Genomic DNA, 17,153 nt, shown 5'->3' with positions numbered 1-17,153 from the left:
ATCCGCATGACAACGTCCCAGGTTTCTACCCGCGCTGAGCGTATTCGGGTCGCGCTGACGCAGGCTTTCGCGCCTGCGCTGCTCGACGTGCAGGACGATAGCGCCCGTCATGCGGGCCATGCCGGCGCCCGTGCAGGCGGACAAACCCACTATACCGTTCTGGTCGTCGCCGCATCGTTCCAGGGGCTCAGCCGTGTTGCCCGGTCGCGCGCGGTGCACGCCACGTTGGCGGCCGAGTTCGGTGACGCCGATGCGGGTGGCATGCACGCCCTGGGGCTGACCCTTCGCACGCCGCAGGAACATGCCGCCCTGTCACGTCCGTAGCTGGGTCACGCCCGTAGCCGCATGTCGGTCTCTGCCCGATAACTTGAGGATTTTCTTCTCCCGCGGATCGCTTCATGCCCTACAACCGGAGAATTCCGTTCATTCCCTGGCTTGAGAGAAAGGATCTCCCACATGGCTGCCGACAAGGAGATCGATCGCCTGGACCGGGAGATCCTGCGTCTGCTGTCATTGGACGCATCCTTGTCACTTGCCGACATCGCGGCCAAGGTGGGGCTGACGCCGACGCCCTGCTGGAAGCGCATCCGGCGGATGGAGCAGGACGGCATCATCCAGCGGCGTGTCGCCATCCTGAACGCGGAGAAGGTCGGTCTTCCGGTTTCTGTCTTCGTCGCTGTCGAAACCGCCGACCATTCCTCCGACTGGCTCAGCCGTTTCGCGAAGGTGGTCCAGGACATTCCGGAGATCGTCGATGCCTGGCGCATGAGCGGGGATGTCGACTACTTGCTGCATGTCGTCGTGGCCGACATCGCCGCCTATGACCATTTCTACCGCAAACTGATTGCCGCCGTGCCGTTGCGCAACGTCAGCAGCCGGTTCAGCATGGAGCGCATGAAAGCGGCGCCGTTGCCTGTGTAGTGTCCTGGGTCCGAAGTTCGCCATAGTGGGCGAACCCCTGGCCTGGCCGCCAGGTCTTGGTCATCAGCGCCTGCTTATCCACTATGTCCGTTACAAAGTACGACGAGCTTCGGGGGCAGGACAGCAGCGCATCTTGATCAGGCGGATCAGCGTGAACGAGAGACGCCCCGATCCTCGGACATACCGGCGCGTGCCAAAAAAGTTGTGCTTTTTCCGTGCCGTGAACCTTCTGTTAACTCCCGGCGTGGTTTCCTCCGGATCGCCAACAGGAGGTGGCTATGCCAGTAAGTCGTCTTGTTAATCGAAACGTCGTCGCCGGACGGGGCCGGACCAGCATGAGGCTGGAGCCGGAGCTATGGGACGCGTTGAGTGAAATCTGTGAACGGGAAGAGCAGGACATGAGCACCCTGGTGCGTCAGGTCGAATCGGCCGGTCACATCGGCGGTCGCACCAGTGCGATTCGCGTCTTCATCTTGAACTACTACCGCATGGCGGCGACAGAAGTCGGTCATGCAGCGTTCGGCCACGGCCCCATGCCGCGGTCCCGGCTGCCGGAGCTGACACGCTCCGCCGCCTGACTGAGGCCGACCGGTTCGGCTCACACGATAGGGTCGGCCACGGGCTCACCGAGACGGCTATACCGCAAGTGCCAACAGAATGATGGGCTTGCGGCTGCTAGCCTCCCGGTTCTTTCGCCGCCTGCGACAATGTGTCCAGGGCGGCTTGAACCATGCGTGCGTCCTCGCTAGCGGGTGGCAGTTTCGCCAGCAGCGTGCCCCAATAACGGCGCGCCTCCTGCGGTTGCCTGTCTTGCACGGCGGCCATGCCAAGGAACCAAAGCACCATCGGCTCCTGCGGATCGGTCGCCTCGACCCGCTTCAGCAGATCGACGACCCGCGGCGGCAGCCGGGCCGTCGGCTTTTGGTCGGCCAGCAGCGCTCGCACCGCCTGCAGCGGAATGGACACGTCGCCGGGCTTGAGACTGGCGGCCTTGTCAAACGCATCAGCGGCCTTGTCCGGCTCGTGCAACACCGTATAGGCACGCCCCAACTGCAACCAGCCATCCAGGTTGTTCGGGTCCGCCGCCTGCTTCGCGGCGAGGCGAGCTACCATTCCGGTAACCATGGCCTGTCGCTGCGCGTCTGTCATGTTGGCCGCCGAAGCGACCGTGTTCGCATCCGGACCGGGCGATGAAGCGGCTGCCGGAGCGGTGCCGTTTGCCAGTTCCGGAACGGGGATGTGCGCCGCCTGCGCGGCGTCGGCGATACGCTGCCCGATCTGTCCCCGCAACGGCGAATCCGACGGCATGCCGGCCAGCAGCGCCTGCAGCATGTCGATCGCCTTGCGCGGCTCACCAGCCTGGCTGGCAGCGATGGCGAGGTAGTAGCGGGCGACTCCGCTATTCTGATCGGCTGCCAGAACCTGCCGGAACGCCGCTTCCGCCGCCGGCGTGACCGTGCCACCGGCGGTCAACACCAGCATCTCGGCGTAGGCGGCGGTGACCTCCGGGCCGGTCTGTCCCAGCGTCATCGCGTGACGATAGGCGTCCGCGGCCTGGTCCCAACGGTTCAGCATCGACTCGGCCCGGGCGAACAGCAGCCAGCCTTGCGGGTCCGACGGATTGGCCTGGAGTTTCGCCGCAAGCCGGTCCGCCGCCTGTTGCATGCTCAGGCGGTCCTTGGCGTCAGCCGAGGCCATCGCCGCCTGACGCGAGGCGAACGGCTCGTCTGGCAAGCCGGGTGCGCCAATCCAGAGATAGACGCCAAGCGAACCCGCGGTGATCACGACGAAAACCGCGCCGGCGAGCACCGGGCTGCGGGACAGACGGGCAGGGGCGGACGCAAGCCGGTCAGTCGCCAGCAGGCGCCGCTGGATCTCCAACCGCGCGGCCGAAGCTTCGTCCGGCGTCAACAGGCCGCGGGCGATGTCGCGATCCAGCTCGTGAAGCTGATCGCGATACACCGCCTGATCGAAGTTGGCGCGTTCCGGAACCGGCCGATTGCCCCGCAGCAGCGGGGCCACGATCGCCAGCAGGGTGACGAAAGCCAGCGCGGCGAGCAGGAAGGGCAGAATCAACCGTCGCGTTCCCCGAGCAATCCATCCAGGCGCCGCCGCTCCTCGGTGCTGAGGGGAGCGGGCGTGACCGTGGTGGGCGAACGCCGTCGCATCCAGAACAGGCTGCCGGCCACACCCAGCAGCACCAAGGCGGGAGGTCCGAACCAGAGTATATAGGTCGCCGGCTCCACCGGCGGGCGCAGCAGGACGAAAGCGCCGTAGCGATCGACGATCGCCTGGACCGCCTGGACGTTGGTGTCGCCTTCTGTCAGTTTTTCCCGCACCAGGACGCGGATGTCGTGCGCCAGGGCCGCATTGGAGTCATCGATCGACTCGTTCTGGCACACCAGGCAGCGCAACCCGGCGCTGATGGAGCGGGCCCGGGCTTCCAACGTGGCGTCCGACAGCCGTTCTCCCGGTTCCACCGCATGGGCGGTCACACCGATAAGCACCAGCAACAGCAGGGCGAGATACCACTTCATGATTGGTCCAGCTTCTTCAGCAGCGGCAGCAGTTCCTTGTCCACCGTGTCGGCGGTCAGCGGACCAACGAAGCGCTTGCGAATACGACCGGTGCTGTCCAGCAGATAGGTCTCCGGCACGCCATAGACGCCGAAGTCGAGGCCGACGCGGCCATTTTGGTCCATCCCGACCTGACGGTACGGGTCGCCATAGGTCGACAGCAGGTTAGCCGAGGCATCCGGCTTATCCTTGTAGGCAATGCCGTAAAGCGGAAGATGATCCTGCTGCGCCAGGCGCATCAGCAATGGATGCTCAATCCGGCAGGGCACGCACCAGGAGGCGAAGAAATTGATAATGACCGGATGCCCCTTCAGCGCGTCCAGCGCCAACGGCTTGTCGGTTCCCAGGCCGGCGAGGTCGAAATCAGGCGCGGGCTTATCGATCATCGCCGACGGCAATATCTGGGTGTCGCGGCCGGGCTGCAGTTCAATGAAGAAGTACTCCGCCAAGGCCAGGAAGATCAGCAGCGGCAGCAGATACAGGACGCGGGTCATCGCGGGTTTCCCGAGCGTCTATTCACCAGGAACCGGGGCTGGGGCTGGCAAGGGACTGCGGCGACGCGCCTGTGCGGCGACCCCGACACGCCACCGGCGATCGCTCAGACTGACCATGCCGCCCAACGCCATGATCACCGCGCCAATCCAGATCCACGGCACCAGCGGCTTCCAATAGGCACGAACCGTCCAGGACCCCGCCTGATCGGCGTCACCAAGGGCCAGATAGAGGTCAGCGAGCAGATTTGTCCGGATCGCGGTTTCTCCCGTCGTCTGGTTCTGCAGTGGGAAGAAGCGGCGTTCCGGATGCATGACCTTCACCAGCGTCCCGTCTTGCGTGACGCGAATGCTGGCGTCATCGGCCGTATAATTCGGCCCTGGAACACGATCGACATGCTCCAGGGTCAGAACATAGCCGGCAATGGTCATGCTGGCGCCCGGTTTTAGAATCTCGATCGCTTCCTGCGCGAAGGCGGAGGCGGCGAAGCCGGCGACGGATACGGCGAGGCCCAGATGCGCGATCGACATGCCGTAGGTGGAGCGGGGCAGATTGAGGGTTCGGCGGACACTGTCACCAAACGGCACCCGGAACAGCCGCACCCGGTTCGCCAGTTCGGTCAGCACCGCGGTGAACAGCCAGGCAGAGAGGCCAAGGCCAAATACCGCCAGCACCGGTCCGCCATGGGTGACGTAAAAGCCGATCAATATGACCAGGCCGGTGGCGATGTAGGCAACCCACAACCGCTGCAGCGCGCCCAGCAGGTCGCCACGCTTCCAGGCGAGCATCGGACCAATGCCGACCGCGATCACCATCGGCACCATCATCGGCGCGAACGTGCGATTGAAGAACGGGAAGCCGACCGACAGTTTCGGACCTCCCGTCGCGTCCAGGAACAGCGGATACAGCGTGCCAAGGAAGATCGTGGCACAGCCGCAGGACAGCAGCAGGTTGTTCAGCACCAGCGCCCCTTCCCGCGAGATCGGCGCGAACAGGCCGCCGCCTTTCAGCGCCGGCGCGCGGATGGCATACAGCGTCAGTGATCCGCCGATCGCCACCAGCAGCAGCAACAGGATGAAGGTGCCGCGCCGCGGGTCGGTGGCGAAGGCATGCACCGAAGTCAGCACGCCCGAGCGCACCAGGAACGTCCCCACCAGCGACAAGGAAAAGGTGATGATCGCCAGCAGGATGGTCCAGGACTTCAGCGTGTCCCGCTTTTCAACCACGATGGACGAATGGATCAGCGCGGTGCCCACCAGCCAGGGCATGAAGGATGCGTTCTCCACCGGGTCCCAGAACCACCAGCCGCCCCAGCCCAGCGTGTAGTACGCCCACCAGGACCCCATCGCGATGCCGATGGTCAGCGCACACCACGATGCCAACGTCCAGGGCCGCACCCAGCGCGCCCATGCGGCATCGACCCGGCCCTCGATCAGGGCCGCGACGGCGAAGGCAAAGGCCACCGAAAAGCCGACATAACCCAGATAAAGGAACGGGGGATGGAAGGCGAGGCCGGGATCCTGCAGCACCGGATTGAGGCCCTGCCCGTTGGGCGGCGGCGGGAACGTGCGCAGGAATGGGTTGGAGGTGAACAGGATGAACAGCAGGAAGCCCACGCCGATCATGCCCTGCACCGCCAGCACCCGCGCCCGCAAGGCCGGCGGCAGGTTGTTGGAGAACAGCGCCACCGCGGCGGCGCACAGCGACAGCATGAACACCCACAGCAGCATCGAGCCTTCGTGGTTCCCCCACACGCCGGTGATCTGATACAGCAGCGGCTTGTCGGTATGGCTGTTCTCGGCGACGTTGATCACCGAGAAGTCGGACGTCACATAGGCGTGCATCAAGGACAGCATCGCCAGCGCGATCAGCGCGAACTCCATCAGCGCGCAGGACCGTCCGACCGCCATCCAGCCAAGATGCCGCCGTTGCGCACCCACCAATGGCACGACTGACTGGATGATGGCGACGAACAGCGCCAGGATCAGTGCGAAATGGCCAAGTTCAATAATCATGGATCGAAACGCCCCTGGTCGTTATCGTCGGGCTTGATCTCGCACTTGCCCGGCTGAACCTTACAATGGCGGCGTACGCCGGTTTGTCAGGATTGGGCCAACACGGCTTGCAGTGTCGGCACCGGACCGCTGATGTGCTGCTCACGCCGCCTGCCGCCGCTCCAACGGGATGATGGCGAGGAGCGCGTCGACCAGATCGTTCATCATCGCATCGGTGTGCAATGGGCCTGGTGTGAAGCGCAACCGCTCATCACCGCGCGGCACGGTTGGATAGTTGATGGGCGTCGCATACATCCCGAACTCGTTTAGCAGGCGCTGGCTGACATTCGTGCACAGGCCGGCATCCCCTATATGCAGCGGCACGATGTGGCTAACCGACGCGATCCGCGGCAAGCCGGCGGCGTCGAACCGCGCTTTTAGTGCTGCCGCGCGTTCGAACAAGGCCGCTCTGCGGACATGGTCCTGCCGGACATGGCGCACGCTGGCAAGTGCCGCGGCTGCGGTCATCGGCGGCAATGACGTGGTAAAGATAAAGCCAGGCGCCGTGGAACGAATGAAATCCACCACTTCGGCGTCGCCGGTGATGTAGCCGCCGTGGCAGCCGAACGCTTTGGCTAAAGTGCCTTCAATGATGTCGATCCGGTGCGCCACACCGTCACGCTCCGACACGCCGCCGCCGTTTGGGCCATACATGCCAACAGCATGGACCTCGTCCAGATGGGTCATCGCGCCATAGCTGTCCGCCAGATCACAGATCGCGCCGATCGGACTGATGTCGGCATCCATCGAATAGACCGATTCGAAGGCGATCAGCTTCGGCGCCGTGGCGGGTGCGGCACGCAGCAGGGCATCCAGATGAGTCAGGTCATTGTGGCGAAATACATTAACGACGGCTCGGGATCCCTTGATCCCGGCAATCATCGAGGCATGATTCTTCGCATCCGAGAACACCTGCCACGGCTGATCCGCGCCATTAGGATCACTGTTCAGGATGGTCGACAGCGCCGCCTGGTTCGACACGAAGCCGGATGTGAACAAAAGCGCCGCCTGCTTGCCGTGCAGAGCGGCCAACTCCGTCTCCAGATCATCGTGCACCGGGCTGGTGCCGCTGATGTTGCGCGTGCCGCCGGCACCGGCGCCCATCGTCTGCACCGCCTCGCACGCCGCGGCCACCAGAACGGGATGGCCGCCCATCGCCAGGTAATCGTTGGAGGACCATACCAGAACCCGCGTGCCGTCCGGTCGTAGATAGTACGGGAAGTCATCGGCTCGCTTTTGCAGCGGGGTAAACGTCCGGTAGCGACCCTGAGCCCGGATTGCTTCGAGGGATCGGCGACAGTGATCGTGGAAGGCGTTCATGCTCAGCAGTCCTTACCTCGCCAACCTGAACAGTTGACCCAACCGTCATGCGGCATCACAGGACGCGACCCAACGAAGGGATCAACCGTCCGTGATCTTAAGTCGATATACGACTATCGCCGGGCTGACAAATGCTCCGATTGATCGCTGCGTCAATGGATAGCCAGCCCGAATTCGCCGGGCGCCGACCGTGAGCGGATTGAGGAAGCCAGGCCAAGGCGCTGCCCTGGACCCGCAAAGGGGCTGATGCCCCTTTGATCCCCGTCCAGGGGTTTGGGGAAGAGGGGGCTACTCGTGCGTTGCAACCGCCTCCGTCGCCCCCTATTTCCCAAGCCCCTAAATGGGTTCCAAGGGCGTCAGCCTTTGGCGGGATCGAGGGGCGGAGCCCCATAAGCGCTAGGATAAGGCATTTTTAGCGTCTTTGTCTTGGCAGCGGCGCTTTCTGGGCGGCTCGGCCAGCCGCCTGCGTGCCGTTCTGCGGGTCGCCAGGCTGCGGCGTCTTCGGGGTTGTGCGAACAGAGCCACTTGCAGACGGCGGTGGTTGGATTGCCAAACCCGCCAAAGGCTGGCGTGACGGGTTGCACGGCCAGATGTTGGCTCAGGGGGGAAAGCCGAGATCCTCGCCCAGCGAAGTCTCGATCAGCACGGCGGCGATGAGATGAGCGAGCAGCCAACTGCGCGCGAGCTTGGGATCGCTTGCTTGCAACGCCGCAAAGCCGCCCAGGCTTTTCAGTCGTTTGAACGCGAGTTCCACCTGCCAGCGCATGCGGTAGAGCCGCACGACCTCCGCCGCTGTCGCCTGTTCTGGCGACAGCGAGGTCAGCAGCATCATGTATCCAGCCGCCCTCAGGGTGCGCGGATCGGTCTTGTGGCCCTTGCGACTGGCCTTGCGGTGCAGCCTCTTGTGCTGGCGCTCGGTCGCCTCGGGCGGCTTGCGCGCGATGATCAGGCGCGCGCGCACCGGGGCGCGGCCGGCGCCGATTGACACGGCGTGTTCCACCACCGACGGGCCGTTGTCGGACAGCGCCGCGACCAGATCAAAGGCCTGCCGCGACGCATCGAACACGTTCACCGAGCGCCAGCCGATCCGGGTGATGAAGTCCGCCTGGTTGGCGTGGGCATGGGCAAAGTTGCGCACCCGCGCATAGCCACGATCCTGCACCAGAACATCACCGGGCCGCACCGCCACGCAACTGAGCGCTTCGGCCGTGGCGGCCTTGGTCATCGCAAGATCGGTAAAACAGCCGCGCGCCGGTTCATAGCGCGCGTGAAGCCGCCAGTCACTGCCTTTACTGCCCGGGATCGAGACCGTGGAGCCATCCACCAGGTTGAGTTGCAGGCGCCCCTCCATTGGCGTGTCGCCGCGACGATCCGCCAGCAGCCGGTCCAGCACATCAGCCAGGAAATCACCCGAATTGCGCAATCGATCCAGCAGCGAGACGTCACAGAGATCGGCAATCCCGGCTTCGGTGGCATGGCTGGCGACCGCACGCAGCGATAGCCTGCCGGGGCCGTAGAGGAGAGCCAGATGCAGCAGGTCGGCCGCGCTGCGCACGCCACGTTTGCGCACCAGGGCTTTGTGCGTCCGGGCGCTGACCTCCAGATCAATCAGCGAAGAGACGTGGCCGACGACGCTTGGCCAATGATCCAGATGAAACAATGCGGTTTGCATCTGCCCCGGAATCACGCCAAAACGTGCCGTGTCAATCCTATCCTAGCGCTTATGGGGCTCCGCCCCCGCCTTCCTTCTTTAAATCTCCTCCACCTGATCCACTCCCGCCAACGACTTCAACGCCTGCGCCAGCCGCGGTGTCACATTGTAGCCGCCGGGCAGCGCGATCTCCACATCCTGCTCCGCGCCGATTCGCGGCACCAGCGTGACGCGGCCCCGCCCACCGCTTTCTCGCGCCAGCACATCCCGGATATGCGGCACGGCCGCGGTTTCGCCCAGCCAGACCCGGATCGACGCGCCGGCCGAGGCGGCGGCCTGGTCCAGCGGAACCACATCCATCGCGGTAACGCGCATGGCTTCGCCGTCAGTCTTCAACTCCGCCGTTACCAGCAGGTTGGACCCGGAGGTCAGCATATCCCGCGCGCGGTTCAGCACCTCGCTGAAGCAGGTGACTTCCACCGAGCCGGCGGCATCCGAGATGCGCACCCAGGCCATTCGGCTGCCGGTTCGGGTTATCCGCTCTTTTGTCGCAACCACGGTGCCGGCGATCTTGATTCGAGTCACGCCGGCGGCGGCGCGTCCCTCGACATGGATGGACTGGGTGACACCAAGCTGCCGCAGTGCGTGAGCATACGTGTCCAGCGGGTGCGCGGTCAGATGGAACCCGATGGCTTCGGCCTCGAACGCCAGACGCTCCAGTGGCGGCCAGTCCGCCAGGTCGGGCAGGCGCACCGGCTCGGGCTTGCTGGCGGCGCCGCCGAACAGACCGATCTGGCCGCTTTGCTTCTCCTCCTGGTCCGCCTGCGCTCGCCGCAGGATCGTCTCGGCACCGGCGAAGACTCGGGCACGATTGCCGTCAAGTCGATCGAAGGCGCCGGCGCGCACCAGGTTCTCGATCTGCATCCGGTTAAGCTGTCGAGGGTCGACCCGGGTGGCGAAATCCGTCAGATCCGCGAACGGCATTTTTCCCCGCGCGGCCGCCACGCCTTCCATGGCCGCGAAGCCGACTTTCTTGACGCCGGCCAGGGCGTAGCGGATGGCCAGACGGTCCCCCTCGATCCGCTCGACGACAAAGTCCGCGCTGGACCGATTGATATCCGGCGGCAATATCTTGATCGACCCACGCTCCGCCTCCTGCTTCAAGGCCGACAGACGATCGGTGTTGTTCATCGCCAGACTCATGCAGGCGGCCAGGAAGACTTCCGGGTGGTTCGCCTTGAGCCACGCGGTCTGATAGGCGACCAGCGCATAGGCGGCGGCGTGCGACTTGTTGAAGCCGTAATCGGCGAACCGCGCCATCAGGTCGAAAACCTCGGTCGCCTTCGCCGGATCGATGCCGCGGGCGATCGCGCCCTCGGTAAAGATGTTGCGCTGCGCTTCCATCTCGGCGGCGATCTTCTTGCCCATCGCCCGCCGCAACAGATCGGCGCTGCCCAGGGAGTACCCCGCCATTGTCTGGGCGATCTGCATCACCTGTTCCTGATAGACCATGATGCCGTAGGTCTCGGCCAGGATCTCGTGAATGACGGGATGCGGCGCGTCCCACTTCTCACCGTGCTTGCGCCGGCAATAGTCCGGGATGTTGGCCATCGGGCCGGGACGATACAGCGCCACGGCGGCGATCAGGTCCTCGAACCGGTCGGGCCGCATCTGCCGCAAGGTGTCGCGCATCCCTTGACCTTCCAACTGGAACACCCCGCCGGCGTCGCCCCTCTGCAGCATTTCATAGGTTTTCGCATCGTCCAGCGACAGCCGGTCGAGATCGACCTCGATCCCGAGGTCGCGCAGGAAATCCTCCGCGCGGCGCAGGATGGTCAGCGTGGTCAGGCCAAGGAAGTCGAACTTGACCAGCCCGGCCTGCTCGACATGCTTCATCGAGTACTGCGTGACCAGAAAGTCCGTCTTCGGATCGCGATACAGCGGCACCAGTTCGATCAGCGGCCGGTCGCCGATCACCACGCCGGCGGCATGGGTGGAGGCGTGGCGGTACAGTCCCTCCACCCGCAGCGCGATCTCCAGCAGCCGGCCGATGCCCTCGTCCTCATCGCGCAGCGTTTGCAGGCGGAGTTCGCCGTCCACCGCCTGCCGCAACGTCACCGGCTTGGCCGGATTGTTCGGGATGAGCTCGACGACCTTGTTGACCTGGCCATACGGCAGCCCGAGGACGCGCCCGACATCGCGCACCGCAGCGCGGGCTTGCAGCTTGCCGAACGTGATGATCTGCGCGACCCGGTCGCCGCCATACTCGTTGCGCACATAGTCAATGACCCGATCGCGGCCCTCCTGGCAAAAATCAATGTCGAAGTCCGGCATCGACACGCGTTCCGGGTTGAGGAACCGCTCGAACAGCAGGTTGAACCGCAGCGGATCAAGGTCGGTGATGGTCAAGGCCCAGGCGGCGACTGAACCGGCACCTGATCCGCGGCCTGGCCCGACCGGGATGCCCTGCGCCTTGGACCACTGGATGAAGTCGGCGACGATCAGGAAATAGCCGGCGAAGCCCATGTTGGCGATGACCGAGAGTTCGTACTGCAGGCGTTGACGATAAATCTCTCGGGTGGCGCCGTCGGCGCCGGCGGCGTCCATGCGGCGTTCGAGCCCCTCCATTGCCATGGCACGAACGGTTTCCTCCTCGGTCGCGCCTTGCCGCACCTTGGGACAAAGCGGCAGCATTGGCGGACGGGTCTCGGCCATCACCGCGCAGCGGCGGGCGATGGCCAAGGTGTTGTCGCAGGCCTCCGGCAGGTCGGCGAACAAGGCGCGCATATCGGCGGCGGGCTTGAACCAGTGTTCAGGCGTGACGCGGCGGCGGTCCTGCTCCGACAGGGTGCGGCCCTCGGCGATGCACAGCAACGCATCATGCGCCTCATGCATGTCCGGCGTGGCGAAGTAGCAGTCGTTGGTGGCAACCAGCGGCATGTTGCGGGCATCGGCTAGGGCGATCAGGCCGGGTTCGATGGCGGCTTCCAGGGGCAGGCTATGGCGGTGCAGTTCCTGGATGGTGCGGCCGGCGAAGGCCTCGCCGAGCGCATCCAGCAGGCGTTCGGCTTCTGGCTTCTGGCCTTCGGCGAGCAGCCGGCCGATCGGGCCGGTCGTGCCGCCGGTCAGCAGCAGCAGGCCGGCGGCGTGTTCGGCGATCCGCTCGAACGGCAGTTGCGGCTTCAGCGTCGGGTCGGTGTCGAGGAAGCCGATCGAGGAGAGCCGTTGCAGATTTGCCAGCCCGGTCCCGTCCTGCGCCAGAAGCACCAGGGGGTCGGGAGCCAAACGCGGATTGTCGGTCCGCGCCAGCGCAACCTGGCAGCCGATGATCGGCTGGATGCCCTTGCCGACGCAGTACTGGGAAAACTCCAACGCGCCGAACAGGTTGCCGGTGTCGGTGATCGCCGCTGCCGGCATGTTCTCCGACCTGGCCAGGGCGGCGATCCGGTCGGGCCGGATCGCACCTTCGCTGAGCGAGTAGGCGGAATGGGTGTGCAGGTGGACGAACGCGGCATGCGGCATTGTCGCAGCGTATCAGAAGCCGCCGAGTCGGGGTATCACCGGACGTGGAGCCATTAGCCGGCAGCGGATACCGCGACGCTCTGTCAGACGGTCGTGAAGCTCGAACCGCGCGGTATCCGGAAGGACCGCGTCCGGTGGCTTTCACGCCGCCAGTTGTACGGCAGCATCGTCGCCAGACCATCCTCCGCGTCCATCACCGCGGGCAGCACCCCGGCGAGCCGATCGCGGGTCGGCTGGCTGGCCCGCGTTAACGGCAGCCGCAGCTCGTTCGGCGCCAGATCGAGCATACCGAGCGCGGCCTTCAGCGGGATCGGGTTGCTCTCGAGGAACAGCGCCTCATGCAGCGGTGCCAGCAGATCGCAGGTGTTGGCGAAGGCGCGCAGGTCGACGGCATCCCAAGACCGATGCAGCAGCGAGCACAGCGCCGGGGTAAGGTTCGCGGTGACCGAGATGCAACCGCCGCCGCCCGCCGCGCGATAGGCCGCGGCTGTCGCATCGTCGCCGCTGAACTGCGCCAGCTCAGCCCCGCACAGCGCGCGCAGCCGCGCCACTCGGGAGACGTCCGCGGTGGCGTCCTTGATGGCGTGGATGATGCCGCGCTTGAACAACGTAGCGACCGTTGCGTCGGCGATGCCAACACCGACCCGCGACGGCACATCATACAGCACCAGCGGCCGGTCCGCGGCATGCGCGAGCGCCCGCATGTGGCAGATGATCCCCTGCTGGGTCGGTTTGACATAGGGTGTCGGCGCGCACAGCAACGCGTCCGCGCCGGCCCGCATGAGCAGGTTCGCCAAAGCGACGGCGGCCTCGGTCGCCGGCGCCTGACATCCAGCGACCACCGGTACGCGGCGCGTCGCCGTCGCCACCGCCAGAGCGACCAGCGCGGCCTGTTCCTCCGGCTGCATCGCCGCGGCTTCCCCGGTGCTGCCGCAGATGATCAGCGCCGTGGTGCCCCGCGCGATCTGCCGCTCGCACAGCCGGATGAACGCCGCTTCGTCCGCCGCGCCATTCCGAAACGGGGTGATGAGGGCGGTCATGGAGCCGCCAAGGCTAAGGCGAGCCGTCATGCGGGTCATGTGATCCTACCATGCGAGAGGTTTGCGGGAAGCGAGGCCGCGCCCATGATGGGACGCTCCGCCCAGACCAATGTCCAGCAGGGCACTGCCCGGGTCCGGACGCCGGTGAAGCCGTGCAGTTTCAGGCGGCGTACCAGGCCACGCGTGGTGCGGCCGGTCGAGTCACCGCTGATGCGGGCAACCAGCCGGCCGCTGGGGACGATGGCGCGCCTGGCTTGCCGGATGACCTGCTCCAGTGCCGTATCCGGTGTTATGTCCGGAAAAAACGCGAGGTCGTAGGCCGCTACTTCGGACCGGGCTGACGGCCGCAGGCAGGTTGCCGCCAGACAGCCGTGACGGATCAGGGCGCCGAACAGGCCCAAGCCATGTTCACTGACGATCAGGGCATGTGATCCCTGGAGCGATTCGGGCTGAAGCGGATGAAGGTCCATGGTGTCGGCATCGCCGCCTTTGCTGGCAGGCGGCGATGCCCCCATACCGGCGGGCGACGAAAGCGTTAATCTGGAAGCAAGCTGGATCATGCAAGAAAGCCTCCTGCCTCGCGCACCCGACGAGCGGGCGGCATGGCTGATTGAAACTGTCAGGCGTCGGCCGCCTCCGATGGTGTGGCCCTGTTGGTCCAGCACCACGGCATTCGCAGCGAAGCGACGTGACGCTCTTGAGACTGAGACTTGGCGCATAGCAATTCGAGGGGGTATGGCCGGCGGCCGAATATCCGTTCCCTATATCCCGGTCGCGAATCAGCGGTTGGACCTGCCTGTCCGGCCGGCCATTATCGGAAGGCCGCAACCGGAGCAGAAACCATCATGCCGCGCATGACCACCGCTGAAGCCGTCATCGAGTCCCTGCTGGCGCACGGCATCGACACGCTCTACGCGCTGCCCGGCGTGCATAACGACCACCTGTTCGACGCCGCGCACAAGGCGTCCGACCGCATCCGTGTCATCCACCCCCGGCACGAGCAGACCGCGGCGTACATGGCGTTGGGCGCCGCGCTGGTCACCGGCAAGCCGCAAGCCTTCGCCGTCGTGCCGGGTCCCGGTGTGCTGAATGCGTCCGCCGCTTTGCTGCTGGCCAATGCGATGGGGGCGCCGGTCGTGGCACTGGCGGGACAGATACCGTCCTTCGCTATCGACCAGGGTCATGGCCACCTGCATGAAATCCACGACCAGATCGGCCTGCTGCGTCACATCACCAAGAAGGCCGAGCGCATCCGTGCGCCGGGAGAAGCGTCGGAGGTCATGGCCTGGGCGATCGCGACGGCGACCTCCGGCCGGCCGGGCGCCGTCGCGCTGGAATGCGCCATCGATGTCTGGGGTCAGGCCGCCGAAGTCACGCTGAAACCCCCTATCGCGCATTCGCCACCCTGTGCCGGTCAGCCGGCGATTGGTTCGGCCGCCGACATCCTGGCGAAGGCCCGCCGCCCGCTGATCGTGGTTGGCGCGGGCGCCCTTGGTGCTGGTCCGGAGGTGCGGGCCGTCGCCGAACTGTTGCACGCGCCGGTGTGCTCGTTTCGGCGGGGCAGGGGGGTCATTCCGACGAGCCATCCGCTTGCCGTGTCGTTCGCCGAAGGGCATGCGCTTTGGAAGTCCGCCGATGCGGTGCTGGCCATCGGCACGCGGCTTTATTGGCAACAGGGCAACTGGGGGCTGGACGACAACCTGCCGGTCATCCGCCTGGACATCGATCCCGAGGAAATCAACCGGTTCCACCATCCTGCCTGCGCGCTTTTGGGAGATGCCGCCGTCACCCTGCGCGCGCTTGCGGTGGAACTGGCGGGTCGGGCGGTAACGTGGCAGGACAACCCCGACCTAGCCGAGGTCCGGGCTGCCTTCGTCGAACGGCTGTCGCGGCACGAGCCGCCCATGGCGTTTTTGCGCGCCATCCGCGCGGCGCTGCCAGACGACGGGATTTTCGTCGAGGAGGTCACCCAGATGGGCTTCGCCAGCCGTCTGGCCTTTCCGGTCCACGCGCCGCGCACGTATCTGTCGCCTGGTTACCAGGACTCCCTCGGCTGGGGCTATGGCGCCGCTTTAGGTGCTCAGGCCGCCGCGCCGGGACGCAAGGTGGTGCTGGCGACCGGCGACGGCGGCTTCATGTTTCAGGCGGCCGAACTCGCCACCGCGATGCACCACAAGCTGCCGCTGGTGGTGGTGGTCTTCGACGACGGCGCCTTCGGCAATGTGCGCCGCATCCAGGCGCAGCAATACGGCAACCGGCTGATTGCCAGCGACCTGACCAACCCCGACTTCGTCAAGTACGCCGAAAGCTTCGGCATGGCCGCATTTCGCGCGACGACGTCCGATGGTCTGGAGGACGCGCTGCGAAAAGCCTTCGCCCTGAACGCGCCGGCGCTGGTGCACGTGCCGGTCGGCGAAATGCCAAGCCCATGGGACATGATCCTGCTGCCACGGGTTCGCGGACCGGTCGGGCGCCCGCCCTTGCCGTAGATCATCAAGTAACGAACGGAGAGGCTGCAATGACCGAGACAAGCCATCGCTTTATAGAAACCAACGGCATCCGGATGCACATCGCGGAGAAAGGCAACGGCCCGCTGATCCTGCTGTGTCATGGCTTCCCAGAATCCTGGTATTCCTGGCGCCACCAGATCGATGATCTGGCGGAGGCGGGGTTTCATGTCGTCGCGCCCGACATGCGCGGCTACGGCCAGACCGACCGTCCCGAGGCCATCGACCAGTACACGTTGCTGCATCTGGTCGGCGACATGGTCGGCCTGCTGGACGCGCTGGGCGCCGAAACCGCGGTGATCGCGGGCCATGATTGGGGCGCTCCGGTCGCCTGGCATGCCGCGCTGCTGCGGCCGGACCGCTTCCCGGCGGTGATCGGACTGAGCGTCCCGTACCGTCCACGTGGCGTTGCCCGCCCCACCACCGTGATGCCGCGGACCGACGATGCGGTGTTCTATCAATTGCATTTCCAGACGCCTGGCGTGGCGGAGGCGGAGCTGGAGCACGATGTCGGCGCCTCGATCCGAAGCGTGTTGCTGTCGTTGAGCGGCGATGCACCGCCAAGATCGGCGGCAGAGGGCTTCAGCATGGTGCCTCGGGTAGGCGGACTGCGGGCGCGACAGTCCGCAACCGGTGACCAGGCGACAGCGCTGCCAGCGTGGCTGACCGAGGCGGACATCGCCTTCTACACCGGCGAATTCTCCCGCACCGGGTTCCGCGGCGGGCTGAACTGGTATCGCAACATCGATCGGAACTGGGAACTGCTGGCGGCCTATCATGGTGCGCGCGTGATGGTGCCGGCGCTGTATGTAGCGGGCGACCGCGACCTGGTGATGGCTTTTCGCGGCATGGACGAACTGGTCGCCAATCTCTCGGCTATTATCCCCAACCTGCGGCAGACGTTGATTCTGACGGGCTGCGGGCACTGGACCCAGCAGGAGAGGCCGCGCGACGTCAGCAAGGCCATGATCGATTTCCTTCGCCAGATCTGACCGCGTTCTTGACGGAATCAAATCGTACCGCCATCACTTGGTCCGCTCCATTAACGGGGCGTCCAGGAAAGGCACCAT

The 17,153-nt window shown here is 65.5% G+C and carries 14 protein-coding genes; 5 read left to right on the top strand and 9 right to left on the bottom strand.

The features are described 5' to 3' along the window. Positions 1-6: 6 nt before the first annotated feature. The 3 genes from ACQY4S_RS08945 to ACQY4S_RS08935 all read left to right on the top strand — a co-directional run bounded on the left by ACQY4S_RS08945 (position 7) and on the right by ACQY4S_RS08935 (position 1,499). Entirely contained in the window at positions 7-324 is a 318-nt protein-coding gene (locus ACQY4S_RS08945) for a BolA family protein (RefSeq protein WP_428484854.1), read from the top strand. Positions 325-456: 132 nt separating this feature from the next. Further along, a complete protein-coding gene (locus tag ACQY4S_RS08940; RefSeq protein WP_428484853.1) occupies positions 457-921 on the top strand; it encodes an Lrp/AsnC family transcriptional regulator in 465 nt (154 codons plus the stop codon). A gap of 278 nt (positions 922-1,199) precedes the next feature. Beyond that, positions 1,200-1,499 (top strand): ribbon-helix-helix domain-containing protein, encoded by a 300-nt coding sequence (locus ACQY4S_RS08935; RefSeq protein WP_428484852.1) that lies wholly within the window; start codon positions 1,200-1,202, stop codon positions 1,497-1,499. A gap of 97 nt (positions 1,500-1,596) precedes the next feature. Here the strand turns inward: ACQY4S_RS08935 and ccmI are convergent, their stop codons facing one another. The 9 genes from ccmI to ACQY4S_RS08890 form a co-directional block, all read right to left on the bottom strand. Continuing rightward, entirely contained in the window at positions 1,597-2,997 is a 1,401-nt protein-coding gene (ccmI, locus tag ACQY4S_RS08930; RefSeq protein ID WP_428484851.1) for a c-type cytochrome biogenesis protein CcmI, read from the bottom strand. Continuing rightward, positions 2,994-3,458 (bottom strand): cytochrome c-type biogenesis protein, encoded by a 465-nt coding sequence (locus tag ACQY4S_RS08925; RefSeq protein WP_428484850.1) that lies wholly within the window; start codon positions 3,456-3,458, stop codon positions 2,994-2,996. The genes ccmI and ACQY4S_RS08925 overlap by 4 nt, the downstream gene beginning before the upstream one ends. After that, positions 3,455-3,991: a DsbE family thiol:disulfide interchange protein gene (locus tag ACQY4S_RS08920; protein WP_428484849.1), complete on the bottom strand. Its 537-nt coding sequence runs from the start codon at positions 3,989-3,991 to the stop codon at positions 3,455-3,457. Before ACQY4S_RS08920 ends, ACQY4S_RS08925 begins: the two co-directional genes overlap by 4 nt. An 18-nt stretch (positions 3,992-4,009) precedes the next feature. Next, complete coding sequence (locus ACQY4S_RS08915) at positions 4,010-6,004, bottom strand: heme lyase CcmF/NrfE family subunit (protein ID WP_428484848.1); 1,995 nt, start codon at positions 6,002-6,004, stop codon at positions 4,010-4,012. 141 nt (positions 6,005-6,145) lie between these two features. Further along, on the bottom strand, positions 6,146-7,363 hold the full coding sequence (gene hemA, locus ACQY4S_RS08910; protein WP_428484847.1) for a 5-aminolevulinate synthase: 1,218 nt from the start codon (positions 7,361-7,363) through the stop codon (positions 6,146-6,148). A 598-nt stretch (positions 7,364-7,961) separates the two neighbouring features. Further along, on the bottom strand, positions 7,962-9,035 hold the full coding sequence (locus ACQY4S_RS08905; protein ID WP_428483734.1) for an IS4 family transposase: 1,074 nt from the start codon (positions 9,033-9,035) through the stop codon (positions 7,962-7,964). 78 nt (positions 9,036-9,113) lie between these two features. After that, on the bottom strand, positions 9,114-12,536 hold the full coding sequence (gene dnaE, locus ACQY4S_RS08900; protein WP_428484846.1) for a DNA polymerase III subunit alpha: 3,423 nt from the start codon (positions 12,534-12,536) through the stop codon (positions 9,114-9,116). Between the two features lie 83 nt (positions 12,537-12,619). Next, positions 12,620-13,606: a 4-hydroxy-tetrahydrodipicolinate synthase gene (gene dapA / locus ACQY4S_RS08895; protein WP_428484845.1), complete on the bottom strand. Its 987-nt coding sequence runs from the start codon at positions 13,604-13,606 to the stop codon at positions 12,620-12,622. Between the two features lie 5 nt (positions 13,607-13,611). After that, positions 13,612-14,136 carry a hypothetical protein gene (locus ACQY4S_RS08890; protein WP_428484844.1) on the bottom strand — a complete coding sequence of 175 codons (525 nt, stop codon included), beginning with the start codon at positions 14,134-14,136 and terminating at the stop codon, positions 13,612-13,614. Positions 14,137-14,421: 285 nt separating this feature from the next. On the opposite strand from ACQY4S_RS08890, the gene ACQY4S_RS08885 reads away from it, so the two are divergent. Then, positions 14,422-16,065 carry a thiamine pyrophosphate-dependent enzyme gene (locus tag ACQY4S_RS08885; RefSeq protein ID WP_428484843.1) on the top strand — a complete coding sequence of 548 codons (1,644 nt, stop codon included), beginning with the start codon at positions 14,422-14,424 and terminating at the stop codon, positions 16,063-16,065. 29 nt (positions 16,066-16,094) lie between these two features. Further along, positions 16,095-17,075 (top strand): alpha/beta fold hydrolase, encoded by a 981-nt coding sequence (locus tag ACQY4S_RS08880; protein WP_428484842.1) that lies wholly within the window; start codon positions 16,095-16,097, stop codon positions 17,073-17,075. Positions 17,076-17,153 lie beyond the last annotated feature (78 nt).

It is taken from the genome of Rhodopila sp. (assembly GCF_965276935.1).
Classification (GTDB): domain Bacteria; phylum Pseudomonadota; class Alphaproteobacteria; order Acetobacterales; family Acetobacteraceae; genus Rhodopila.
The sequence above is the reverse complement of the archived record's forward strand: the minus strand, read 5'-3'. Positions and strand labels throughout refer to the sequence as shown.

Excerpts from the sequence above, each read along its gene's own strand:
- ACQY4S_RS08945 (WP_428484854.1), top strand. The coding sequence starts at position 7 with ATGACAACGTCCCAGGTTTCTACCCGCGCTGAGCGTATTCGGGTCGCG.
- ACQY4S_RS08940 (WP_428484853.1), top strand. The coding sequence starts at position 457 with ATGGCTGCCGACAAGGAGATCGATCGCCTGGACCGGGAGATCCTGCGT.
- ACQY4S_RS08935 (WP_428484852.1), top strand. The coding sequence starts at position 1,200 with ATGCCAGTAAGTCGTCTTGTTAATCGAAACGTCGTCGCCGGACGGGGC.
- ACQY4S_RS08925 (WP_428484850.1), bottom strand. The coding sequence starts at position 3,458 with ATGAAGTGGTATCTCGCCCTGCTGTTGCTGGTGCTTATCGGTGTGACC.
- ACQY4S_RS08920 (WP_428484849.1), bottom strand. The coding sequence starts at position 3,991 with ATGACCCGCGTCCTGTATCTGCTGCCGCTGCTGATCTTCCTGGCCTTG.
- ACQY4S_RS08915 (WP_428484848.1), bottom strand. The coding sequence starts at position 6,004 with ATGATTATTGAACTTGGCCATTTCGCACTGATCCTGGCGCTGTTCGTC.
- hemA (WP_428484847.1), bottom strand. The coding sequence starts at position 7,363 with ATGAACGCCTTCCACGATCACTGTCGCCGATCCCTCGAAGCAATCCGG.
- ACQY4S_RS08905 (WP_428483734.1), bottom strand. The coding sequence starts at position 9,035 with ATGCAAACCGCATTGTTTCATCTGGATCATTGGCCAAGCGTCGTCGGC.
- dnaE (WP_428484846.1), bottom strand. The coding sequence starts at position 12,536 with ATGCCGCATGCCGCGTTCGTCCACCTGCACACCCATTCCGCCTACTCG.
- dapA (WP_428484845.1), bottom strand. The coding sequence starts at position 13,606 with ATGACGGCTCGCCTTAGCCTTGGCGGCTCCATGACCGCCCTCATCACC.
- ACQY4S_RS08890 (WP_428484844.1), bottom strand. The coding sequence starts at position 14,136 with ATGATCCAGCTTGCTTCCAGATTAACGCTTTCGTCGCCCGCCGGTATG.
- ACQY4S_RS08885 (WP_428484843.1), top strand. The coding sequence starts at position 14,422 with ATGCCGCGCATGACCACCGCTGAAGCCGTCATCGAGTCCCTGCTGGCG.
- ACQY4S_RS08880 (WP_428484842.1), top strand. The coding sequence starts at position 16,095 with ATGACCGAGACAAGCCATCGCTTTATAGAAACCAACGGCATCCGGATG.